A 21,017-nucleotide genomic window follows, 5' to 3' on the forward strand; every position below is an offset into this window, starting at 1 on the left:
GACTTTGAACAGGTTCTGAGTCGCTGCGAGAGAACCCTGCGACCTGTTAAGCTTGCACCTCCGCCGGACCGGTCACAGCCCGTCCGGCCTGACCGTTTTTCGAGCACCCGTCCATGAGCGAACTCTACGTCCACCGCGCGCGCAAACGCTTCGGCCAGAACTTTCTGCACGATGCCGGCGTGATCCATCGCATTCTGCGCGCGATCCACGCCAAGGCCGGCCAGCACCTGCTGGAAATTGGCCCTGGCCAGGGCGCACTGACCGAAGGCCTGATCGGCAGCGGCGCCAAGCTGGACGTGATCGAGCTGGACCAGGATCTGGTGCCGCTGCTCAAGCTGCGTTTCGGCATCAACCCGCAGTTCACCCTGCACCAGGGCGATGCCCTGAAGTTCGACTTCGCCAGCATCGGGAGCCCGAGCGACAAGCTGCGGGTGGTCGGCAACCTGCCGTACAACATTTCCACCCCGCTGATCTTCCACCTCCTCGACCATGCCGACGTGATCGAGGACATGCACTTCATGCTGCAAAAGGAAGTGGTCGAGCGTCTGGCAGCCGAGCCAGGCGGTGGCGACTGGGGCCGACTGTCGATCATGGTGCAGTACTACTGCCGCGTTGAGCACCTGTTCAACGTCGGCCCCGGTGCGTTCAATCCGCCGCCCAAGGTCGACTCAGCCATCGTCCGTCTGGTGCCGCATGCCGTCCTGCCGCACCCGGCCAAGGACGCCAAGTTGCTGGAGCGCGTGGTGCGCGAAGCTTTCAACATGCGCCGCAAAACCCTGCGTAATACCCTCAAGCAACTGCTGAGCAACGAAGACATCGAAGCCGCGGCCGTCGATGGCAGCCTGCGCCCCGAACAGCTCGACCTGGCCGCCTTTGTGCGTCTAGCCGACCGTCTGGCCGAGCGCGGCCTCCCTGCCTGATTGCGCCAAGGACTAACCATGAGCCAGCCTGCGCCCTACCAGATCGATGTCAGCGTCACTACGCGCTACCTACCGGAACAGTCGCAGCCGGAGCAGAACCGCTTCGCCTTCTCCTACACAGTCATCATCAGCAACAACGGCGGTCTGCCTGCGAAACTGACCAGCCGTCACTGGATCATCACCGATGGCGACGCCCGCGTGCAGGAAGTCCGCGGCCCCGGCGTGATCGGCCAGCAGCCGACCATCGAGCCGGGCGCCAGTCACACCTACAGCAGCGGTACCGTGCTGGCCACCCGCGTTGGCATCATGCAGGGCAGCTACCAGATGCTGGGCGCCGACGGCACGAAGTTCGACGCCGAGATCAAACCCTTCCGCCTGGCGGTACCGGGGGCCCTGCACTGATGGCGCTGTATGCCGTCGGCGATCTGCAGGGCTGCCTCGAGCCCCTGCAATGCTTGCTGCAAAAGGTCAATTTCAATCCGCAGATCGACCGTCTGTGGCTGGTTGGCGATCTGGTCAACCGCGGCCCGCAGTCGCTGGAAACCCTGCGTTTTCTCTATGGCATGCGCCAGTCCGTGACCTGCGTGCTGGGCAACCATGACCTGCACCTGCTGGCGGTGGCCTACAACATTGAGCGCCTGAAAAAAGCCGACACCCTGCGCGAGATCATCGAGGCCCCCGACTGCGACCAGTTGATCAACTGGCTGCGCCAGCAGAAGCTGATGCACTACGACCCAGTGCGCGATGTAGCGATGGTCCACGCCGGCCTGCCGCCGCAGTGGAGCATCCGCAAGGCGCTCAAGCGCGCTGCCGAAGTCGAGGCCGTGCTGCGCGACGACGACGCCCTGCCGCTGTTTCTCGACGGCATGTACGGCAACGAGCCCACCCGCTGGAGCGGCAAGCTCAAGGGCATCGAGCGCCTGCGGGTGATCACCAACTGCCTGACCCGCCTGCGCTTCTGCACCGCCGACGGCACCCTCGACCTCAAGAGCAAGGAAGGCGTCGGTACCGCCCCCAGTGGCTATGCCCCCTGGTTCAGCTGGCCGCAGCGCAAGAGCCGTGGCCAGCGCATCCTGTTCGGTCACTGGGCCGCTCTTGAAGGCAATTGCAAGGAACCCGGCGTCATCGCCCTCGACAGCGGCTGCGTCTGGGGCGGCAAGATGACCCTGCTGAACGTCGACAGCGGCGAAATGCACCGCTGCGCCTGCAGTCGCCCCGCCAACCTGAAAAGCTGAGAACGACCATGAGCGAGTTTCAACGCATCGCCCCGGAACAGGCCCGCCCCCTGCTGCAACAGGGCGCCCAACTGGTGGATATCCGCGATCCGCAGAGCTTTGCCGCCGGTCATATGATTGGCGCCGTGCATCTGGACAACCATTCGCTGCCGGACTTCATTGCCGGCGCCGACTTCGACAAGCCGCTGGTGGTGGTTTGCTACCACGGCAACTCCAGTCAGAGTGCCGCAGCCTATCTGGCCCATCAGGGCTTCAGCGAGGTCTACAGCCTGGATGGCGGCTTCGAACTGTGGCGCAGCCTCTACCCGCAGGACACGGCGCAAAGCCCCGCCGAATAATTTTGCGCCCGCCCAGCCCGCAGCCAGCGCGGGCTTATCACCGGTTCAAAGCCCTCTTGTTACAAAGCCGCTCCCCCTTGCGGCCTTGACCCTCGCCAAAGCGAACTATCCTTAGCCTCAGGCCATCCAAAACAGCGGAGAGCCGGCACACCGGTTCCGGGGCCTTCGGCAGCGACTTTAGGTGTTCTGGGGGATGTTCATCGGTCACGCCCGTGGCCGCCCGCCTGCACCCGCCCGATACCCCGAGCCGGCTCCAGTCAGCGAGCGAGGTGAGGTCATGAGCATCTTCAGCCACTTCCAGCAACGTTTCGAGTCGACCCGGCAGGAAGAGATTTCCCTGCAGGAGTACCTGGAAATCTGCAAGCAGGACCGCAGTGCCTATGCCACGGCGGCCGAACGCATGCTAATGGCCATCGGCGAGCCGGAGCTTTTCGACACTGCCCACGACCCGCGGCTGTCGCGGATCTTCTCCAACAAGGTAATCCGCCGCTATCCGGCCTTCGCCGACTTTCATGGCATGGAGGAATGCATCGACCAGATCGTCGCGTTCTTCCGCCATGCTGCCCAGGGTTTGGAGGAGAAGAAGCAGATTCTCTATCTGCTGGGCCCGGTGGGCGGTGGCAAGTCGTCGCTGGCCGAGAAGCTCAAGCACCTGATTGAGCATGTGCCCTTCTACGCCATCAAGGGCTCACCGGTGTACGAGTCACCGCTGGGGCTGTTCAACGCCGACGAAGACGGCGCCATCCTCGAAGAGGACTACGGCATCCCGCAGCGTTACCTGAACTCGATCATGTCGCCCTGGGCCACCAAGCGCCTGGCCGAGTTCGGCGGCGACATCAGCCAGTTCCGTGTGGTCAAGCTGTACCCGTCCATCCTCAACCAGATCGCCGTGGCCAAAACCGAGCCGGGCGATGAAAACAACCAGGACATCTCCGCCCTGGTGGGCAAGGTGGATATCCGCAAGCTGGAGGAGTTCCCGCAGAACGACGCCGATGCCTACAGCTACTCAGGCGCGCTGTGCCGGGCCAACCAGGGCCTGATGGAGTTCGTCGAGATGTTCAAGGCACCGATCAAGGTGCTGCACCCGTTGCTCACCGCCACCCAGGAGGGCAACTACAACAGCACCGAGGGGCTTGGCGCACTGCCTTTCAGCGGCGTCATCCTGGCCCACTCCAACGAATCGGAGTGGCACAGCTTCCGCAACAACAAGAACAACGAGGCCTTCATCGACCGCATCTACATCGTCAAGGTGCCCTACTGCCTGCGCGTGTCCGACGAGGTGAAAATCTACGACAAGCTGCTGGCCAATAGCTCCCTGGCGCGCGCCCACTGTGCGCCGGATACCCTGAAGATGCTGGCGCAGTTCTCCGTGCTTTCTCGCCTGAAGGAGCCGGACAACTCCAACGTCTACTCGAAGATGCGCGTGTACGACGGCGAGAATCTCAAGGACACCGACCCCAAGGCCAAGTCACTGCAGGAATACCGCGACACCGCCGGCGTGGATGAAGGCATGAACGGCCTGTCGACCCGCTTCGCCTTCAAGATTCTGTCCAAGGTGTTCAACTTCGACCCCCACGAAATCGCCGCCAACCCGGTGCACCTGCTCTATGTGCTGGAGCAGCAGATCGAGCAGGAGCAGTTCCCGGCGGAGACCCGCGAGCGCTATCTGCGCTACATCAAAGAGTACCTGGCGCCGCGCTACGTCGAGTTCATCGGCAAGGAAATTCAGACCGCCTATCTGGAGTCCTACAGCGAATACGGGCAGAACATCTTCGACCGCTATGTGCTGTACGCCGACTTCTGGATTCAGGATCAGGAATACCGCGACCCGGAAACCGGCGAGATCCTCAACCGAGCCTCGCTCAACGAGGAGCTGGAAAAGATCGAGAAACCGGCCGGCATCAGCAACCCGAAGGATTTCCGCAACGAGATCGTCAACTTCGTGCTGCGCGCGCGGGCCAACAACAACGGCAAGAACCCAACCTGGATGTCCTACGAGAAGCTGCGCGTGGTGATCGAGAAGAAGATGTTCTCCAACACCGAGGACCTGCTGCCGGTCATCAGCTTCAACGCCAAGGGCAGCAAGGACGATCAGCAGAAGCACAACGACTTCGTGCGGCGCATGGTCGAGCGCGGCTACACCGAGAAGCAGGTGCGCCTGCTGTCGGAGTGGTACCTGCGCGTGCGCAAGTCGCAGTAAGCGCGTGGCGCCGGCGGGCCATGCGGCCCGCCGTGCGGCCCCCTGAGCCTGGCCCGGAGAACGGCTATGAGCTACGTCATCGACCGGCGGCTGAACGGCAAGAACAAGAGCACAGTCAACCGCCAGCGCTTCCTGCGCCGCTACCGCGAGCACATCAAGAAAGCGGTGGAGGACGCGGTCAGCCGCCGCTCCATCACCGACATGGAACACGGCGAACAGATCAGCATCCCCGGCCGCGACATCGACGAGCCAGTGCTGCACCACGGCCGTGGCGGTCGGCAGACCCAGGTGCACCCAGGCAATAAGGAGTTCACCAGCGGCGAGCACATCAGCCGGCCCCAAGGCGGTGCCGGTGGACGCGGCAGCGGCAAGGCGAGCAATTCCGGTGAAGGCATGGACGAGTTCGTCTTCCAGATCACCCAGGACGAATTCCTTGACTTCATGTTCGAGGACCTGGCCCTGCCCAATCTGGTCAAGCGTCACCTGGCCGGTATCGACAGTTTCAAGACGGTGCGGGCCGGCATCAGCAACGAAGGCAATCCGTCGCGCATCAATATTGTCCGCACCTTGAGGTCCGCGCATGCGCGGCGCATCGCCCTGTCCGGCTCCAGCCGCGGCAAACTGAAACTGGCACTGACCGAACTGGATCGTCTGAAAAACGAAGAGCCGGACAACCTCACCGATATCGCCGCCACCGAGGAAGAGATCGCCCGCCTGCGCCGGCGTATCGACAAGGTGCCGTTCCTCGACACCTTCGACCTCAAGTACAACCTGCTGAGCAAGCAGCCCAACCCGACCTCCAAGGCCGTGATGTTCTGCATCATGGACGTGTCCGGCTCGATGACCCAGGCCACCAAGGACATCGCCAAGCGCTTCTTCATCCTCCTCTACCTATTCCTCAAGCGCAGCTACGACAAGATCGAGGTGGTGTTTATCCGCCACCATACGAGTGCCAAGGAGGTCGACGAGGAAGAGTTCTTCTACTCACGGGAAACCGGCGGCACCATCGTTTCCAGCGCGTTGAAACTGATGCAGGAAGTCATGGCCGAGCGCTACCCGGCCCATGAGTGGAACATCTACGGCGCCCAGGCCTCTGACGGCGACAACTGGAACGACGACTCGCCCGTGTGCCGCGAAATCCTGCTGAAGCAGATCATGCCGTTCATGCAGTACTTCACCTACGTCGAGATCACCCCGCGCGAACACCAGGCCCTGTGGTTCGAATATGAAAACGTGGGCGAAGCCTTCCCCGACAGTTTCGCCCAGCAGCAGATCGTCGCCGCCGCCGATATCTACCCGGTGTTCCGCGAACTGTTCCAGAGGAGGATCAGCGCATGAGTGCCCGCCCGCGCCAGCCGATCTCCAGTGGCTCGGAATGGAGCTTCGAGCTGATCAAGCAGTACGACCGCGAGATCGCCCGTCTCGCCGAGCGCTATGCGCTGGACACCTACCCCAACCAGATCGAGGTGATCACCGCCGAACAGATGATGGATGCCTACGCCTCGGTCGGCATGCCCATCGGCTACCACCACTGGTCCTATGGCAAACACTTCCTCGCCACCGAGAAGGGCTACTCGCGCGGGCAGATGGGCCTGGCCTACGAGATCGTGATCAACTCCGATCCCTGCATCGCCTACCTGATGGAAGAAAACACCATGTGCATGCAGGCGCTGGTCATCGCCCATGCCTGCTACGGCCACAACAGCTTCTTCAAGGGCAACTACCTGTTCCGTAGCTGGACCGACGCCAGCTCGATCATCGACTACCTGGTGTTCGCCAAGCAGTACATCATGCAGTGCGAGGAGCGCCACGGCATCGATGCCGTGGAGGAACTGCTGGACTCCTGCCACGCCCTGATGAACTACGGCGTCGACCGCTACAAGCGTCCCTACCCGATCTCCGCCGAGGAAGAGCGGCAACGGCAGAAGGAGCGGGAAGAGCAGCTGCAGCGGCAGGTCAACGACCTGTGGCGCACCATTCCCAAGACCGGGGACAAGCACAAGGCCAGCGACGGCAAACGCTGGCCGGCCGAGCCGCAGGAGAACATCCTGTATTTTCTGGAGAAGCACGCGCCGCTGCTGGAGCCCTGGCAGCGCGAGGTGGTGCGCATCGTGCGCAAGGTCGCCCAGTACTTCTATCCGCAGCGCCAGACCCAGGTGATGAACGAGGGCTGGGCCACCTTCTGGCATTACACCCTGCTCAACGACCTGTACGACGAAGGCCTGGTCACCGACGGCTTCATGCTGGAATTCCTCCAGTACCACACCAGCGTGGTATTCCAGCCGAGCTTCGACAGCCCCTACTACAGCGGCATCAACCCCTATGCCCTGGGCTTTGCCATGTACCAGGACATCCGCCGCATCTGCGAAAACCCCACCGACGAGGACAAGCACTGGTTCCCCGACATTGCCGGCAGCGACTGGCTGTCGACCCTGAAATTCGCCATGCAGAGCTTCAAGGACGAAAGTTTCATCCTGCAGTACCTGTCACCCAAGGTGATCCGCGACTTCAAGCTGTTCAGCATCATCGATGATGACCAGAAGGACGACCTGCTGGTATCGGCCATTCATGATGAGCCGGGCTACCGGCATATCCGCGAGCTGCTGGCGGCGCAGTACAACCTGGGCAACCGCGAACCCAACGTGCAGATCTGGAACGTCGATCGCCGTGGCGACCGCTCGCTGACCCTGCGCCACACCCAGCACGACCGCAAACCACTGGCCGACTCCTGCGACGAGGTGATGAAGCACCTGCATCGTCTGTGGGGTTTCGATATTCACCTGGAAAGCGTGCAAGGCGAGCAGGTGGTGCGCACCCGGCACATGCCGCTGAAGCCCTCACTGGAGAGCGAGCAGCCACGCCTAGACCTGATCGTTCCGCCCATTTGATCGGTTGACCCGTATGGTCCTGCGCCACAGCATCGGCGGCATATTCCAAGAGCGAGCGGTCATGCGCCTGTTTGTCATTCTCCTGCTGATCATGGGTCTGGCCACCTGCGCCAGCGTCATTCCGCAATCCGAGATCATCACCCCGGCCAGCCCGGCCCTGAGCGGACTGCAGCGCTACCAGCTGATCGCCCCGGAGCAGGCTCTGCAGGGCGAGCCGCCCTTCCGTCAGCGCTACGCCGAGCTGGCTGTCGAGCTGCAGCGCGGCCTGGCCGAGCAGGGCTACCGGAACGATACCCAACAACCGCAACTGCGGGTCTATTACTGGCTGGCCGTGCAGGACCAGCCACTGGAGTTCCGCGTCGATAATGCCGGCCTGCTCGGCCCCTACCAGAGCATTCACCGGCTACGTGACAGCACCGGCACCCTGCGCGTACGCATCACCGACCTGCATGATCAGACGCTCTGGGAGGGCAAGGTCAGCACCGGCCTGAGCCCGGAGCGCGACAGCGCCGAGCTGCTGCAACAGGCAATGGGCGCCCTGCTCCGGCAAATCCCCCAGGCCACCGCCTCCGCGATGAACTAAGACGCCCACTCCGCCGACCGGTATGCTTAGCGGCAACGGAGGTCGGCATGCAGATTTATAAAGTAGGCGGGGCGGTACGCGATCGGTTACTCGGTCGCGCGGTGACCGATATCGACTGGGTGGTGGTCGGGGCCGATGCCCAGGCCATGCAGGCTCTTGGCTATCGCCCGGTGGGCGGGGATTTCCCGGTATTTCTCCACCCGCAGACGGCCGAGGAATACGCACTGGCACGAACCGAGCGCAAGAGTGGCGTGGGCTATGGCGGCTTTACCTTCTACGCCAGCCCGGATGTGACGCTGGAAGAAGACCTGATCCGCCGTGACCTCACCGTCAACGCCATGGCCGAAGATGGGCAGGGGCGTATCATCGATCCTTACGGCGGGCAACGTGATCTGGCCGACCGCGTGCTGCGTCACGTCTCCCCGGCCTTTGCCGAAGATCCGCTGCGTGTGCTGCGCGTCGCCCGCTTCGCGGCCCGCTATGCGCCGCTGGGCTTTCAAGTGGCCGAGGAAACCCTCGCGTTGATGCGCCAGATCGCCGAGTCCGGCGAACTGGCTGCGCTGACGGCCGAACGCAGCTGGAAGGAAGTATCTCGAGCCCTGATGGAGCCCCGCCCGGAGGTCTTCATCGAGGTGCTGCGCGCCTGCGGCGCCCTCGCCACCTGGCTGCCGGAAGTGGATGCGCTGTTTGGCGTACCGCAGACCGCCACCCACCACCCCGAAATCGACACCGGCGTGCACGTACTCATGGTGCTGCGTCAATGCGCCGAGCACGAGCAGCCGCTGAGCGTGCGCTGGGCCAGCCTGCTGCATGACGTGGGCAAGGGGCTGACGCCGCTGGAAGAATGGCCGCGACATATTGCCCATGAACACAAGGGCTTGCGCCTGATCAAGGCAATCAACCAGCGCACCAAGGTGCCCAGGGAATGCGCCGAACTGGCCATCCTGGTCGGCGAATACCACACCCATGGGCACCGCGCGCTGGAACTGCGCGCCGACACCCTGCTCAAGCTGCTGCAGAGCTTCGATGCCTATCGCCGCCCGCAGCGTTTTGCCGAGTTTGTCGCCGCCTGTGAAATGGACGCACGCGGCCGTCTGGGCTTCGAGCAGCGGGACTACCCACAGGCGGCCTATCTGCTGGGCGCGGCAGAGGCCGCCCGCAAGGTGGCCGTGCAGCCGCTGGTCGAGCAGGGTTTCAAGGGAGCGGAACTGGGTGAGGCGCTGCAGCGCGAGCGGCTCAAGGCACTGAGCGCCTACAAGGCCGCCAGCGGCAACCTCAAAGAGGCTTGAGCGGCGCCGGGTACGCCTGCAACAGGCTATCCGGTGTCAACGCCTGCCCGCGCCAGCTGAATGCCACCGGCCACAATTGCTGCTCGCTGCACATAGCGCCCCACAACTCGGCAAACGACTGTCCCGCACCGGGATGCTGCTGCGCCGGCGCAAGCAGTGCCAGGGGCCAGAGGACAAAGGCATTCCTGAGGATTTCCGCTCGCGGCAGGGTCAGCCCCTCGAGTTCGCCGACCTGATCACCGTAGAGCAGCACGTCGATATCCAGCGGTAGCCCCTTGCGCTCGGGGGCATAACGGCCGTTGTCGGCCTCGATGGCCTTCAGCCAGCGATCCAGTTCGGCGAGACTCAAGGCCGTCTCGGCCTGCACCACCAGGTTGAGGAAAGGACCGCTTTTGATGCCCACGGCCTGACTCTCGAACACCGGCGAGCAGCGCAGATCGATCAGGAAGGCCGACAACGCCTCCAGACCGGCCAACAAATGGCGCTCACGCTCGATATTGCTACCGAGGCCAAGAAAAACGGTGGTCAGCGGCATCCGCGCTCAATCTCCACGCCCACACCGCGTGCCGCCGGCACCGCACCGGGCTTGGTCAGTTTTAGGCGCAGCCAGCGGATGCCGAACTCGCTCATCAGCAAGGCCGCCAGACGCTCGGCAAAGGTCTCCACCAGCTGGAACTGCGCGCCCTCGGCAAACTGCTGGATACGTGCCGACACCGTGGCGTAGTCGAGCGCCAGAGCAAGATCATCGTTTGCTGCTGGCAGACTGTTATCCCAGGCAAACTGCAGATCGAGGCTCAGGCACTGGCGGATCTTGCGCTCCCAGTCGTACACACCGATCACGGTATCGACCTCCAGCCCCTCGATGAAAACCATGTCCACGTCTGTGCTGCCTCGTTACAATCGGGGCTCACACGCCCCGGAATGGATACCATGTTCTGGCTGTTGGCGATCCTCGCCTACCTGCTTGGCTCCCTGTCCTTCGCCATCCTGCTCAGTCGTCTGGCAGGCCTGGGCGACCCGCGCACGGCGGGCTCCGGCAACCCCGGCGCCACCAACATGCTGCGTGTGGCCGGCAAGAAACTCGCCCTCCTCACCCTGCTCGGCGACCTGAGCAAAGGCCTGCTGCCCGTTGCCGTGGCCTGGGCTGCCGGCTTCAATCAGCAGGAGCAAGCCTGGATCGGTCTAGCAGCGGTGGTCGGCCACCTCTACCCGGTATTTTTCCGTTTTCACGGCGGCAAGGGCGTCGCCACCGCCGCTGGCATGCTGCTTGGCCTCTACCCACCGGCCGCCGTGCTCGCATTGGCAGCCTGGGCCCTGACCTTCAAGCTCAGCCGCACCAGCTCGCTCGCCTCGCTGACCGCCACCCCGCTGACCCTGCCCTTGCTGGCCTGGCAGCAACCGGCGGCCCTGTTACCGATGAGCGTACTGACCCTGCTCATCGTCTGGCGTCACCGCAGCAATCTACGCGACCTGCTTGCCGGGCGCGAACGACATTTCTAACGCACGCACATGAGCCGCGCTCACAGTGGCGGCAGACTATCCATGGGCCAGCGTGCCTGCACACTGATCGCCAGCCCTTCATGCTGACCGGCCAGCAGACGCTGGCAACCGGCATAGGCGATCATCGCGCCGTTATCGGTACAAAAACGCGGGCGCGCATAGAACACCTGTCCCTTGAGCCCCGCCAGCATCTGCTCCAGGGACTGGCGCAGCGCCTGATTGGCGCTGACCCCACCGGCAATCACCAGGCTGCACAGCCCGGTCTGCTTGAGCGCGCGCTGGCACTTGATGGTCAGGGTATCGACCACCGCCTCCTGGAAGCCACGGGCGATATCACAGCGGGTCTGCTCGGTCAGGTCGCCGGCCTGCTGGCACTGCTGCCAGGCATTCAAGGCCGCAGTTTTCAGACCGCTGAAGCTGAACTCCAGCCCCGGCCGGTCGGTCATAGGTCGCGGAAACTTGAATCGCCCGGCCACGCCCTGTTCGGCCAGCCTGGCAATCTCAGGTCCGCCCGGATAGGGCAGCCCCATCAGCTTGGCAGTCTTATCGAACGCCTCGCCGGCGGCATCGTCGATCGATTCGCCCAGCAGCTCATAACGGCCGATGCCATCCACCCGTACCAGTTGGGTGTGGCCGCCGGACACCAGCAGGGCGACAAAGGGAAACTGCGGCGGCTGCTCTTCCAGCATGGGAGCCAGCAGGTGACCTTCCATATGGTGCACCCCGACCGCCGGGACGCCCCAGGCAAAGGCCAGCGCCTGCGCGCAGGACGCACCAACCAGCAACGCCCCGACAAGACCAGGTCCGGCAGTGTAGGCAACAGCCTGGATATCCGTGGCTTCACGTCCGGCTTCGGCCAGTACCTGGCGGATCAAGGGCAGCATGCGTTTGACGTGATCGCGCGAGGCCAGCTCGGGCACCACACCGCCATACACCCGGTGCAAATCGATCTGGCTGAACAGGGCATCGGCCAGCAGGCCGTGCTCGCTGTCATAAAGCGCCACGCCGGTTTCGTCGCAGGAGGTTTCCAGTCCCAGTACAAGCATGTTCGGGCACAATCAGGGCTACCAAAGAGGCGCGCATGATAATGCGTCGTCCATCGGACGAACCAGCGCTTTTCGATCAGAGGCTTTGCATTCCGCGCGATCTGGCGTTAATATCCGCAGCCCTTGAAATCGACGTATTCCCGTGCCCTTGCCGGATAGCGTCGTCCATTCGGTAAAACAGTGAAGGTACGACCTGGATGCCAGCCGTCAAAGTTAAAGAGAACGAACCCTTCGACGTAGCTCTGCGTCGTTTCAAGCGCTCCTGCGAAAAGGCCGGTGTTCTGGCCGAAGTGCGCAGCCGCGAATTCTACGAAAAGCCGACCACTGAGCGTAAGCGCAAAGCTGCCGCTGCAGTGAAGCGTCACGCCAAGAAAGTGCAGCGCGAACAGCGCCGTCGCGAGCGCCTGTACTGAGTTATCAGTTGCGCACTTGACGCCCCGCATGACCCGGCCCCGGCCGGGTTTTGCATTTCTGGGCAAAAGATTTCCGTGACCCTCCGCCTGGCAGTATCCTCCCGCCCATGGCCGGCATGATTCCGCAATCCTTCATCGATGACCTTCTCAACCGCACCGACATCGTCGAAGTGGTGGGTTCACGCATCCAGCTGAAAAAGGCCGGCAAGAACTACAGCGCACGCTGCCCGTTCCATAACGAGAAGACCCCCTCATTCAGCGTCAGCCCGGACAAGCAGTTCTACTACTGCTTCGGCTGCGGAGCTGGCGGTAATGCCCTCGGCTTCGTCATGGACCATGACAACCTGGATTTCGTCCAGGCCGTCGAAGACCTGGCCAAGCGCGCCGGCATGGATGTTCCCCGGGAGGAAGGTCGAAGCAACAAGCCTCGGCAGCCCACCGACTCCCCGCTATACCCGCTGCTGACGGCCGCCGCCGACTACTACCGCCAGGCCCTGAAGAGCCACCCCAGCCGCCAGGCCGCGGTGAACTACCTGAAAGGCCGCGGCCTGACCGGCGAGATCGCCCGCGACTTCGGCCTCGGCTTTGCCCCGCCGGGATGGGACAATCTGTTCAAGCACCTGGGTGGCGACGCCCTGCAGGTCAAGGCGATGATCGACGCCGGCCTGCTGATCGAGAACGCCGAAACCGGCAAACGCTACGACCGCTTTCGCGACCGCGTGATGTTCCCGATCCGCGACAGCCGTGGACGCATCATCGCCTTTGGCGGCCGCGTGCTTGGCGACGACAAACCGAAATACCTGAACTCCCCGGAAACCCCGGTCTTTCACAAGGGCCAGGAACTCTACGGTCTGTTTGAAGCACGCAAGAACAACCGCGACCTCGACGAGATCATGGTGGTTGAAGGCTATATGGACGTCATTGCCCTGGCCCAGCAAGGCCTGCGCAACGCCGTAGCGACACTCGGCACCGCCACCAGCGAGGAACACATCAAGCGCCTGTTCCGCCTAGTGCCGAGCATCCTGTTCTGCTTCGACGGCGATCAGGCCGGGCGCAAGGCTGCCTGGCGCGCCCTGGAAGCAGTAATGCCCAACCTGCAGGACGGCCGCCGCGCGCGCTTTCTGTTCCTCCCCGAAGGCGAGGACCCGGACAGCCTGGTGCGCGCGGAAGGCCCCGACGCCTTCCGCGCACGTCTCAACCAGCAGGCCCAGCCGCTAGCCGACTACTTCTTCCAGCAACTGATGGATGAGGCCGACCCGCGCTCCCTGGAAGGCAAGGCACACCTAGCCACCCTGGCCACCCCACTGATTGAGAAGATTCCCGGCAACAACCTGCGCACCCTGATGCGTCAGCGCCTGAGCGAACTGACCGGACTCAGCGCCCAGCCCGCCAGTACAGCGGCAGCACCCGTTCGTAACAGCAGCCAGAGCGACGACTACCACCACGCCAGCGACGACAGCTACTACGACAGCGCCCCCGCTTACGACCACTACGAAGCTCCGCCCAGCTACGCGCAAAGCCCTGCACCAACTCGCGAAGGCCGCAGCAAGGGCAACTGGAAGAAAGGCGACAAGCCGTGGCAACGCAAGGGCGACGACTTCCAGCCCCGCGCACCACGCACCGCCGTCAGCGTCGAATCACCCACCCTGAGCGCCTTGCGCACCCTGCTGCAGAACCCGCAGCTGGCACTCAAGGTCGAGGACGCCAGTCATTTCGCCGCTGAAAACGACCTCTACGCCCAGCTCCTGGTCGCCCTGCTGGAAGCGCTGCAGAAGAACCCGCGTCTGACCACCCTGCAACTGATCGCCCGCTGGCACGGCACCGAGCAGGGGCGCCTGCTGCGCGCCATGGCGGAAAAGGAATGGCTGATTTCGGCCGACAACCTTGAACAACAGTTTTTCGACACTATAACTACCTTGGCAGCCCGCCAACGCGAGCAGCGCTTGGAACATTTGCTGCGCAAGGCACGTCAAAGTGACTTGAGCAGCGACGAGAAAGAGCAGCTACGCGAGCTGCTGACCCGCCAGACCTCCCCCGCCGCACCGTCCTCAACTGGCGCCTGAGGCCGCGAGTCGGGTATAATCCTCGGCTTATTTTTTGCCCGCCAAGACCTTCAGTGGATAGGGTGTTATGTCGAAAGAACAGCAGTCACGCTTGAAAGAGTTGATCACCCGCGGTCGTGAGCAGGGCTACCTGACTTACGCCGAGGTCAACGACCACCTGCCGGAAGATATTTCCGATCCGGAACAGGTCGAAGACATCATTCGCATGATCAACGATATGGGCATCAACGTATTCGAGACCGCCCCGGATGCGGATGCTCTGTTGCTGGCCGAAGCCGATACCGACGAAGCCGCCGCCGAAGAAGCTGCTGCCGCCCTCGCCGCCGTTGAAACCGACATCGGCCGCACCACCGACCCGGTGCGCATGTACATGCGCGAAATGGGTACCGTCGAGCTGCTGACCCGCGAAGGCGAGATCGAAATCGCCAAACGCATCGAGGAAGGCATCCGCGAAGTGATGAGCGCCATCGCTCACTTCCCGGGCAGCATCGAGTCGATTCTCGCCGAATACCAGCGCGTCACCACCGAAGGTGGCCGCCTCTCCGACATCCTCAGCGGCTACATCGACCCGGATGACGGCAGCGTGCCAGCCGAAGAAGTCGAGCCCGTCGACCTCAAGGACGACAGCGCCGCCGAGAAGGACGAAGAGGAAGAGGAAAGCGACGACAGCGAAGAAGAAGAAGGCGATGGCGGTCCGGATCCGGAAGAAGCCCTGCGCCGCTTTACCGCCGTCTCTGACCAGCTGGAAAAGACCCGCAAGACCCTGAAGAAGCATGGTCGCAGCAGCAAGCAGGCCATCGCCGAACTGCTCAGCCTGGCCGAGCTGTTCATGCCGATCAAGCTGGTGCCCAAGCAGTATGAAGCCCTGGTCGCCATGGTTCGTGACGCCCTGGAGCAGGTTCGCGCCCAGGAACGCGCCATCATGCAGCTGTGCGTGCGCGATGCCCGCATGCCGCGTCCGGACTTCCTCAAACAGTTCCCCGGCAATGAAACCAACCTGGAATGGCTGGACGGCATCCTCAAGGGCAAGATCAAGTACGCCGAAGCCCTCAAGGCCCTGAAAGATGACGTTCTGCGCAATCAGCAGAAGCTGATCGACCTGGAACAGAGCTGTGGCCTGACCATTGCCGAGATCAAGGACGTCAACCGCCGCATGTCCATCGGCGAAGCGAAAGCCCGCCGGGCGAAGAAAGAGATGGTCGAGGCCAACCTGCGCTTGGTGATCTCGATCGCCAAGAAGTACACCAACCGCGGCCTGCAGTTCCTCGACCTGATCCAGGAAGGCAACATTGGCCTGATGAAGGCCGTGGACAAGTTCGAATACCGTCGCGGCTACAAGTTCTCGACCTACGCCACTTGGTGGATTCGCCAGGCGATCACCCGCTCGATCGCCGACCAGGCGCGCACCATCCGTATCCCGGTGCACATGATCGAGACGATCAACAAGCTCAACCGCATCTCCCGCCAGATGCTGCAGGAGATGGGCCGCGAACCCACTCCGGAAGAGCTTGGCGAGCGTATGGACATGCCGGAAGACAAGATCCGCAAGGTCCTGAAGATCGCCAAAGAGCCGATCTCAATGGAAACCCCGATCGGCGACGACGAAGACTCGCACCTGGGCGACTTCATCGAGGACTCCACCATGCAATCGCCGATCGACGTGGCGACCGTGGAAAGCCTCAAAGAAGCTACCCGCGAAGTGCTGGCCGGCCTCACCGCCCGTGAAGCCAAAGTCCTGCGCATGCGCTTCGGCATCGATATGAATACCGACCACACCCTTGAGGAAGTCGGTAAGCAGTTCGATGTGACCCGCGAGCGAATCCGTCAGATCGAGGCGAAGGCTCTGCGCAAGCTGCGTCACCCCTCGCGAAGCGAGCACTTGCGCTCCTTCCTCGACGAGTAAGCACACAAAACCCCCGGCACTCACCGGGGGTTTTGCTTTGCGCCAGCTAACTCCTAGACTCAAGAAAAAGCCTTGATTCATGGATGCTGCATGGCTCGCTTGTCGGTCCTGATTCTTCTGCTGCTGTCTGCTGTCACACGTCCTGCAATCGCACTGGACCTGAGCGACGCCGAACGCGCCTGGCTGGCGCAACACCCCAAGCTGCGCCTGGGCGTAGACCCTGCGTGGGCACCGTTCGAATACCGCGACCGCGACGGCCGTCACCTGGGCTACGCCGCCGACGTGCTCAGCCTGCTGAGCAAACGCCTAGGCGTCGAATTCGTCCTCGGGCCCCGGCAGAGCTGGGGCGAAACCCTGCAAAAGGCCAAGATCGATCAACTCGATGTGCTCAGCGCCATCTCAGCCACCCCTCAGCGCCGCCGCTACCTGCAATTCACTCGCCCGTACCTGACCCTGCCGATCGTCATCCTCAGCCGTAGCGATGGCCCACAACCCGAGAACATCGAGCAACTGCGCGGCCTTACCGTCGCCGTCGTCAGCAACTATGCCAGCCACGAACTGCTGGTACGCGAACACCCGCATCTGCAATTGCTGCCCAGCGCCACCAGCGAAAGCGCCGTGCTATCCCTGCTGCTGAACCAGGCCGACGTGATGGTCGCCGACTTCGCCTCGACCGCCTGGGTCATGCGCCAACACAAAGCCAGCGGACTGCACATCAGCGGCACGACGCCCTATGAGTTTCGCCTGGCCATGGCTACCCCGATCGGCCAGCCGATCCTCGCCAGCATTCTCAACAAAGCCATCGCCGATCTGCGCCCGGAAGAGCTGACGCCCTTGCAGGCCCACTGGCTGCCCAATCAGCCAAATGCTGAGGCCGACTGGCAAACCCTGGCCGGCATTACCCTGCCAGCACTACTGACACTAGCCGTGATGCTGCTGTTCATGCGCACGCTGATTCGCAAGAACCACCAGCTACGCCAGGAGATGGGCCATCGGGAGCAACTGGAAAACCAGCTGAGCACGAGTCACCAGCAGTTCCGCAACCTGGTGGAGAATCTGCAGGCCATCGCCTGGGAAATGGACCCGGAGAGCCTGACTTTTACCTATGTTTCGCCTCATGCCCGGCGAGTCCTGGGCTTTGCTGCGGAACACTGGCTGAGGCAGGATTTCTGGAGACAGCACCTGCACCCGGGCGATGCAGCCGACATCCTGGCCGCACGCCAGAACGCCCTGCTTGCCCGACAGGATCACACCCTCGATTACCGCCTGATCAATAATGCCGGGCACGCCGTCTGGGTCCACGACATCGCCACGTTCGGAACGGATGACGTACAGCCCAAACTGCGCGGCCTGTTGCTGGATATCAACCGTGAACGGCAGACCGAACAGGCCCTGCGTCATTCGGAAGAGAAATTCGTCGCGCTGTTTCAGCAATGCCCAGACCTGATCGCCGTGATCGATCGACACAACGGCCGCTTGCTCGATGTCAACCAGGCATTCACCCAACACCTGCTGATTCCCACACAGGAAGCCATCGGCAAAACCCCTACCGAACTCGGCATCTGGTCAAGCCGCAGCGTCGGCCTGCAACTCTTTGGCGAGCTGCAGGCCCGCCAGCTGCGCAACCTGGAAACAGACTTCCGCCGCCGCGACGGCAGCCTGTTCACCGGCGAGATCAGTGCCAAAAAGATCGAGCTCAGTGGCGTTCGCGCCCTGATGATCGTGGTTCGCGATATCAGCAGCCAGCAGCAGGCCCGCAAGCAACTCATAGTCAGCGAGGAGAAATTCGCCAAAGCCTTCCAGGCACTGCCGGAAGGGCTTCTGATCAGTCGCCGCGAAGATGGTCTGGTGCTCGACATCAACCAGGCCATGTGCCGCATCAGCGGCCTAGAGCACAAGGACTGCCTGGGCAAGACCACCGTGGAACTCGGACTGTGGAATAACAGCGAAGATCGCGGCGAGGTGCTGCAGCTATTGGCGCAGAATCGCCTGCCTCCGCGCATCATCGACCTGATCCATCGTGATGGCCGACTACGCCGACTCGAAGTGGCCCTCACTGCCATCGAACTGAACGGGGAGCCCTGTCTACTCGCGGACGCCCGCGATGTCACCGAGCAGGAGCGCATGCAGCTGCAACTGCGCCAGGCCGCTACAGTTTTCGAGAGCACCGCCGAAGCGGTGATGATCACCGACATCCACCAGGGCATTAGCGCGGTCAATCGCGCCTTCTGCAGCATCAGCGGCTACGAAGAAGCAGAAGTGCTTGGGCAAACCCCACGCCTGCTCAGCTCGGGGCGCCACGATAGCGCCTTCTTCGTCGCCATGTGGCATAGCCTGGCCGCCACCGGTAGCTGGCAGGGCGAGATCTGGAACCGCCGCAAGAACGGTGAGGAGTTCCCCTGCTGGTTAACCATCAGCGCGGTCAAGGGTGACGACCAGAACATCAGCCACTTTGTCGGTGTTTTTGCCGACATCTCCAGCATCAAACAGGCCCAGGCACGCCTGGACTACCAGGCTCACCATGACTCGCTGACCGGCCTGCCCAACCGCATGCTGTTCGAGAATCGATTGCGCGCGGTACTCCACGACGACGAAGCCCAGCAAGGCGCCGTACTGTTCATTGACCTTGATCGCTTCAAGCACATCAATGACAGCCTCGGCCATCCGGTCGGCGATGAGCTACTCAAAGGCATTGCCGTGCGACTGCGCGAGCAACTGCGCGATATCGATACCGTCGCCCGCCTGGGCGGTGATGAATTCATCCTGTTACTGCCCGGCATCCACCAGATCGCCGACGCCGACCGCATAGCCCGAAAGCTGCTGGACGCCTTCAAAGCCCCCTTCGCCGCCGGCGGGCATGAGCTGCACATCAGCGCCAGTATCGGCATAAGCCTCTACCCGCGCGACGGCAGCGATGTAGCAACGCTGGTGAAGAATGCCGACTCGGCGATGTACCGCTCCAAGGCCAAGGGCCGCAACCGCGCGGAGTTCTACACCCGCGAGATGACGTTTCTCGCCAACGAACGCATTACCCTGGAGCACGAATTGCGCCGCGCTCTGGAGCGTGGCGAATTGAGCCTGCACTATCAACCGAAGATCAGCTTGCTCACCCAGAAACTGGTCGGTGCCGAGGCCCTGATCCGCTGGCAGCACCCCCTATTTGGCAACATTCCGCCAGACCGTTTCATCCCGCTGGCCGAAGAAAACGGTCTGATCCTGCCTCTGGGCGAATGGGTGCTGGCAGAGGCCGTGGTGCAGATGCGCCGCTGGCAGGACAGCCATGAGGCGTTTGGCCCGCTGTCGGTCAACCTGGCGGGTGAGCAACTCAAGGAAGACCGCGTACGCAGCCACATTCAGCAACTGCTACGAGGCAGCGGTCTAGACCCGCAGCGCCTGCAACTGGAAATCACCGAAAGCTTCATCATGAACCGCACCGAGCAGGCCCTGCAGATCCTGCATGACCTCAAGGCATTCGGCCTGCAATTGGCCATCGACGATTTCGGTACCGGTTACTCCTCGCTCAGCTACCTCAAACGCCTGCCGCTGGACGTGTTAAAAATCGACAAATCCTTCGTCCAGGGCCTGCCGGACGACCTGCACGATGCTGCCATCGCCCGCGCAATCATCGCTCTGGGACGCAGCATGAATCTGACAGTAATTGCCGAAGGCGTTGAAACCAAGGCCCAGGAAGCCTTTCTTGCTCTTGAGGGATGCGAGCAAATCCAGGGCTTTGTCGTCAGCCGCGCCCTCACCGCCACCGATTTCAGCGAACACTTCCTGACCCCCAAAGCTGTGCATGGCGCCGAGCAACCCGCCCCGGTATAATCGCCGCGCCTTCTGGGGGCCTATAGCTCAGTCGGTTAGAGCAGAGGACTCATAATCCTTTGGTCCACGGTTCGAGTCCGTGTGGGCCCACCATATGAAACAACGACTTAGGTCAGCAATTGTGCTGGCCTTTTGTCGTTTATGGGCCGAATAAAAAATTTGCGTACCACTTTGCGTACCGTTTCATTTTTGCTGCATCAGGGCGCCTTGGCCCTTGCCGCTCGCAGATTGACACTCAGGCAGCACTCCAATAGGTTTGTGCTCCCCTTGAAAGGGGACGGGATTGGCGTTCCGGTCTGAGACAGGGCTAAGCGAGGCTTAGCTCTGAGCATGGCTGTGTCTTTATGGGCGGGCCGTGCGGGGCATCTTCGGATGCGCCGGCCCTCAGACCGGTACGCCAACCCGTGCGGTCTGCTCACCCAATTGGCGTTGGGTGGCAGAACTTTCCGTTCTGAGGATCACACCATGAATGAAACCATCACTTTGCAAAGCGAAGCCGGCCAAGCTGTTTCCGATAGCGGCACAGAAAATGGCTTCACCCCGCTCCGTCACGATGAACCTCACTGCGTGATCGGTTATCTCAGCAGCGCATCAGCGCCCGACCTTTACGATGAAGCAACGCTTCGCCAGTCCGCCCTCCTCGGCCTGCTTTGCGCGCTTAGCAGCGCCCCAGCCTCTAACGAACTGAGCCCCTCAAACCTGCAGTGCTGCATCCAAGCTCTACGCATCCTCAGCGAAGATGCTGCCGCCCTCTATGCCGGAGCTTGGCAAGCACTGCAGGCCGAACGCCACTAGCCCCTTGCGGCAAGAGCAG

The 21,017-nt window shown here is 62.5% G+C and carries 18 protein-coding genes and 1 tRNA gene; 16 read left to right on the plus strand and 3 right to left on the minus strand.

Going from position 1 to position 21,017, the window contains the following annotated elements; genetic code table 11:
* Window positions 1–113 precede the first annotated feature (113 nt).
* The 9 genes from rsmA (at window position 114) to HNP49_RS13795 (ending at window position 9,453) form a co-directional block, all read left to right on the plus strand.
* Window positions 114–920 carry a 16S rRNA (adenine(1518)-N(6)/adenine(1519)-N(6))-dimethyltransferase RsmA gene (gene rsmA, locus HNP49_RS13755; RefSeq protein WP_184684187.1) on the plus strand — a complete coding sequence of 269 codons (807 nt, stop codon included), beginning with the start codon at window positions 114–116 and terminating at the stop codon, window positions 918–920.
* A gap of 18 nt (window positions 921–938) precedes the next feature.
* Window positions 939–1,322, plus strand: a complete 384-nt coding sequence (apaG, locus tag HNP49_RS13760) for a Co2+/Mg2+ efflux protein ApaG (protein WP_184684189.1) — start codon at window positions 939–941, stop codon at window positions 1,320–1,322.
* Window positions 1,322–2,155 carry a symmetrical bis(5'-nucleosyl)-tetraphosphatase gene (locus HNP49_RS13765; RefSeq protein ID WP_184684191.1) on the plus strand — a complete coding sequence of 278 codons (834 nt, stop codon included), beginning with the start codon at window positions 1,322–1,324 and terminating at the stop codon, window positions 2,153–2,155. Before apaG ends, HNP49_RS13765 begins: the two co-directional genes overlap by 1 nt.
* An 8-nt stretch (window positions 2,156–2,163) precedes the next feature.
* Window positions 2,164–2,493, plus strand: a complete 330-nt coding sequence (gene glpE / locus HNP49_RS13770) for a thiosulfate sulfurtransferase GlpE (RefSeq protein WP_184684192.1) — start codon at window positions 2,164–2,166, stop codon at window positions 2,491–2,493.
* 277 nt (window positions 2,494–2,770) lie between these two features.
* Window positions 2,771–4,693 carry a PrkA family serine protein kinase gene (locus HNP49_RS13775; RefSeq protein ID WP_184684194.1) on the plus strand — a complete coding sequence of 641 codons (1,923 nt, stop codon included), beginning with the start codon at window positions 2,771–2,773 and terminating at the stop codon, window positions 4,691–4,693.
* A 66-nt stretch (window positions 4,694–4,759) separates the two neighbouring features.
* A complete protein-coding gene (locus HNP49_RS13780; RefSeq protein WP_184684196.1) occupies window positions 4,760–6,031 on the plus strand; it encodes a YeaH/YhbH family protein in 1,272 nt (423 codons plus the stop codon).
* Window positions 6,028–7,581 carry a SpoVR family protein gene (locus HNP49_RS13785; protein ID WP_184684198.1) on the plus strand — a complete coding sequence of 518 codons (1,554 nt, stop codon included), beginning with the start codon at window positions 6,028–6,030 and terminating at the stop codon, window positions 7,579–7,581. Before HNP49_RS13780 ends, HNP49_RS13785 begins: the two co-directional genes overlap by 4 nt.
* Before the next feature lie 61 nt (window positions 7,582–7,642).
* Complete coding sequence (locus tag HNP49_RS13790) at window positions 7,643–8,164, plus strand: DUF4136 domain-containing protein (RefSeq protein WP_184684200.1); 522 nt, start codon at window positions 7,643–7,645, stop codon at window positions 8,162–8,164.
* Between the two features lie 47 nt (window positions 8,165–8,211).
* Window positions 8,212–9,453 (plus strand): multifunctional CCA addition/repair protein, encoded by a 1,242-nt coding sequence (locus HNP49_RS13795; RefSeq protein ID WP_184684201.1) that lies wholly within the window; start codon window positions 8,212–8,214, stop codon window positions 9,451–9,453.
* On the opposite strand, the gene folK is transcribed toward HNP49_RS13795, so the two are convergent.
* Entirely contained in the window at window positions 9,440–9,988 is a 549-nt protein-coding gene (gene folK / locus HNP49_RS13800; protein ID WP_184684202.1) for a 2-amino-4-hydroxy-6-hydroxymethyldihydropteridine diphosphokinase, read from the minus strand. The two genes, HNP49_RS13795 and folK, sit on opposite strands and share 14 nt — an antisense overlap.
* Window positions 9,979–10,332 (minus strand): dihydroneopterin aldolase, encoded by a 354-nt coding sequence (gene folB, locus HNP49_RS13805; protein WP_184684203.1) that lies wholly within the window; start codon window positions 10,330–10,332, stop codon window positions 9,979–9,981. The genes folK and folB overlap by 10 nt, the downstream gene beginning before the upstream one ends.
* 51 nt (window positions 10,333–10,383) lie before the next feature.
* On the opposite strand from folB, the gene plsY reads away from it, so the two are divergent.
* Window positions 10,384–10,953, plus strand: coding sequence for a glycerol-3-phosphate 1-O-acyltransferase PlsY (gene plsY / locus HNP49_RS13810; RefSeq protein ID WP_184684204.1), 570 nt, complete (start codon window positions 10,384–10,386; stop codon window positions 10,951–10,953).
* A gap of 20 nt (window positions 10,954–10,973) precedes the next feature.
* On the opposite strand, the gene tsaD is transcribed toward plsY, so the two are convergent.
* On the minus strand, window positions 10,974–11,999 hold the full coding sequence (tsaD, locus tag HNP49_RS13815) for a tRNA (adenosine(37)-N6)-threonylcarbamoyltransferase complex transferase subunit TsaD (protein ID WP_184684205.1): 1,026 nt from the start codon (window positions 11,997–11,999) through the stop codon (window positions 10,974–10,976).
* Window positions 12,000–12,196: 197 nt separating this feature from the next.
* Here tsaD and rpsU point away from each other — a divergent pair, with 197 nt between their 5' ends.
* The 6 genes from rpsU (at window position 12,197) to HNP49_RS13845 (ending at window position 20,998) form a co-directional block, all read left to right on the plus strand.
* A complete protein-coding gene (rpsU, locus tag HNP49_RS13820; RefSeq protein ID WP_021702507.1) occupies window positions 12,197–12,412 on the plus strand; it encodes a 30S ribosomal protein S21 in 216 nt (71 codons plus the stop codon).
* A 107-nt stretch (window positions 12,413–12,519) separates the two neighbouring features.
* Window positions 12,520–14,475: a DNA primase gene (gene dnaG / locus HNP49_RS13825; protein WP_184684206.1), complete on the plus strand. Its 1,956-nt coding sequence runs from the start codon at window positions 12,520–12,522 to the stop codon at window positions 14,473–14,475.
* 67 nt (window positions 14,476–14,542) lie between these two features.
* Window positions 14,543–16,378, plus strand: a complete 1,836-nt coding sequence (rpoD, locus tag HNP49_RS13830) for an RNA polymerase sigma factor RpoD (RefSeq protein WP_184684207.1) — start codon at window positions 14,543–14,545, stop codon at window positions 16,376–16,378.
* Between the two features lie 90 nt (window positions 16,379–16,468).
* A complete protein-coding gene (locus HNP49_RS13835) occupies window positions 16,469–20,203 on the plus strand; it encodes an EAL domain-containing protein (protein ID WP_184684209.1) in 3,735 nt (1,244 codons plus the stop codon).
* Between the two features lie 16 nt (window positions 20,204–20,219).
* Window positions 20,220–20,296 (plus strand) — tRNA-Ile (locus HNP49_RS13840).
* 372 nt (window positions 20,297–20,668) lie between these two features.
* Window positions 20,669–20,998: a hypothetical protein gene (locus HNP49_RS13845; protein WP_260407193.1), complete on the plus strand. Its 330-nt coding sequence runs from the start codon at window positions 20,669–20,671 to the stop codon at window positions 20,996–20,998.
* Window positions 20,999–21,017: the final 19 nt, after the last annotated feature.

This window comes from Pseudomonas fluvialis (assembly GCF_014207935.1).
In the GTDB taxonomy this organism is placed as follows: Bacteria; Pseudomonadota; Gammaproteobacteria; order Pseudomonadales; family Pseudomonadaceae; genus Aquipseudomonas; species Aquipseudomonas fluvialis_A.

What these genes read in the sequence shown, in the direction of transcription:
- rpsU (WP_021702507.1), top strand. Translation starts at nt 12,197, where the DNA reads ATGCCAGCCGTCAAAGTTAAAGAGAACGAACCCTTCGACGTAGCTCTG.
- HNP49_RS13785 (WP_184684198.1), top strand. Translation starts at nt 6,028, where the DNA reads ATGAGTGCCCGCCCGCGCCAGCCGATCTCCAGTGGCTCGGAATGGAGC.
- HNP49_RS13765 (WP_184684191.1), top strand. Translation starts at nt 1,322, where the DNA reads ATGGCGCTGTATGCCGTCGGCGATCTGCAGGGCTGCCTCGAGCCCCTG.
- HNP49_RS13835 (WP_184684209.1), top strand. Translation starts at nt 16,469, where the DNA reads ATGGCTCGCTTGTCGGTCCTGATTCTTCTGCTGCTGTCTGCTGTCACA.
- HNP49_RS13780 (WP_184684196.1), top strand. Translation starts at nt 4,760, where the DNA reads ATGAGCTACGTCATCGACCGGCGGCTGAACGGCAAGAACAAGAGCACA.
- HNP49_RS13795 (WP_184684201.1), top strand. Translation starts at nt 8,212, where the DNA reads ATGCAGATTTATAAAGTAGGCGGGGCGGTACGCGATCGGTTACTCGGT.
- rsmA (WP_184684187.1), top strand. Translation starts at nt 114, where the DNA reads ATGAGCGAACTCTACGTCCACCGCGCGCGCAAACGCTTCGGCCAGAAC.
- glpE (WP_184684192.1), top strand. Translation starts at nt 2,164, where the DNA reads ATGAGCGAGTTTCAACGCATCGCCCCGGAACAGGCCCGCCCCCTGCTG.
- folK (WP_184684202.1), bottom strand. Translation starts at nt 9,988, where the DNA reads ATGCCGCTGACCACCGTTTTTCTTGGCCTCGGTAGCAATATCGAGCGT.
- HNP49_RS13790 (WP_184684200.1), top strand. Translation starts at nt 7,643, where the DNA reads ATGCGCCTGTTTGTCATTCTCCTGCTGATCATGGGTCTGGCCACCTGC.
- rpoD (WP_184684207.1), top strand. Translation starts at nt 14,543, where the DNA reads ATGTCGAAAGAACAGCAGTCACGCTTGAAAGAGTTGATCACCCGCGGT.
- HNP49_RS13845 (WP_260407193.1), top strand. Translation starts at nt 20,669, where the DNA reads ATGAATGAAACCATCACTTTGCAAAGCGAAGCCGGCCAAGCTGTTTCC.
- dnaG (WP_184684206.1), top strand. Translation starts at nt 12,520, where the DNA reads ATGGCCGGCATGATTCCGCAATCCTTCATCGATGACCTTCTCAACCGC.
- tsaD (WP_184684205.1), bottom strand. Translation starts at nt 11,999, where the DNA reads ATGCTTGTACTGGGACTGGAAACCTCCTGCGACGAAACCGGCGTGGCG.
- apaG (WP_184684189.1), top strand. Translation starts at nt 939, where the DNA reads ATGAGCCAGCCTGCGCCCTACCAGATCGATGTCAGCGTCACTACGCGC.
- HNP49_RS13775 (WP_184684194.1), top strand. Translation starts at nt 2,771, where the DNA reads ATGAGCATCTTCAGCCACTTCCAGCAACGTTTCGAGTCGACCCGGCAG.
- plsY (WP_184684204.1), top strand. Translation starts at nt 10,384, where the DNA reads ATGTTCTGGCTGTTGGCGATCCTCGCCTACCTGCTTGGCTCCCTGTCC.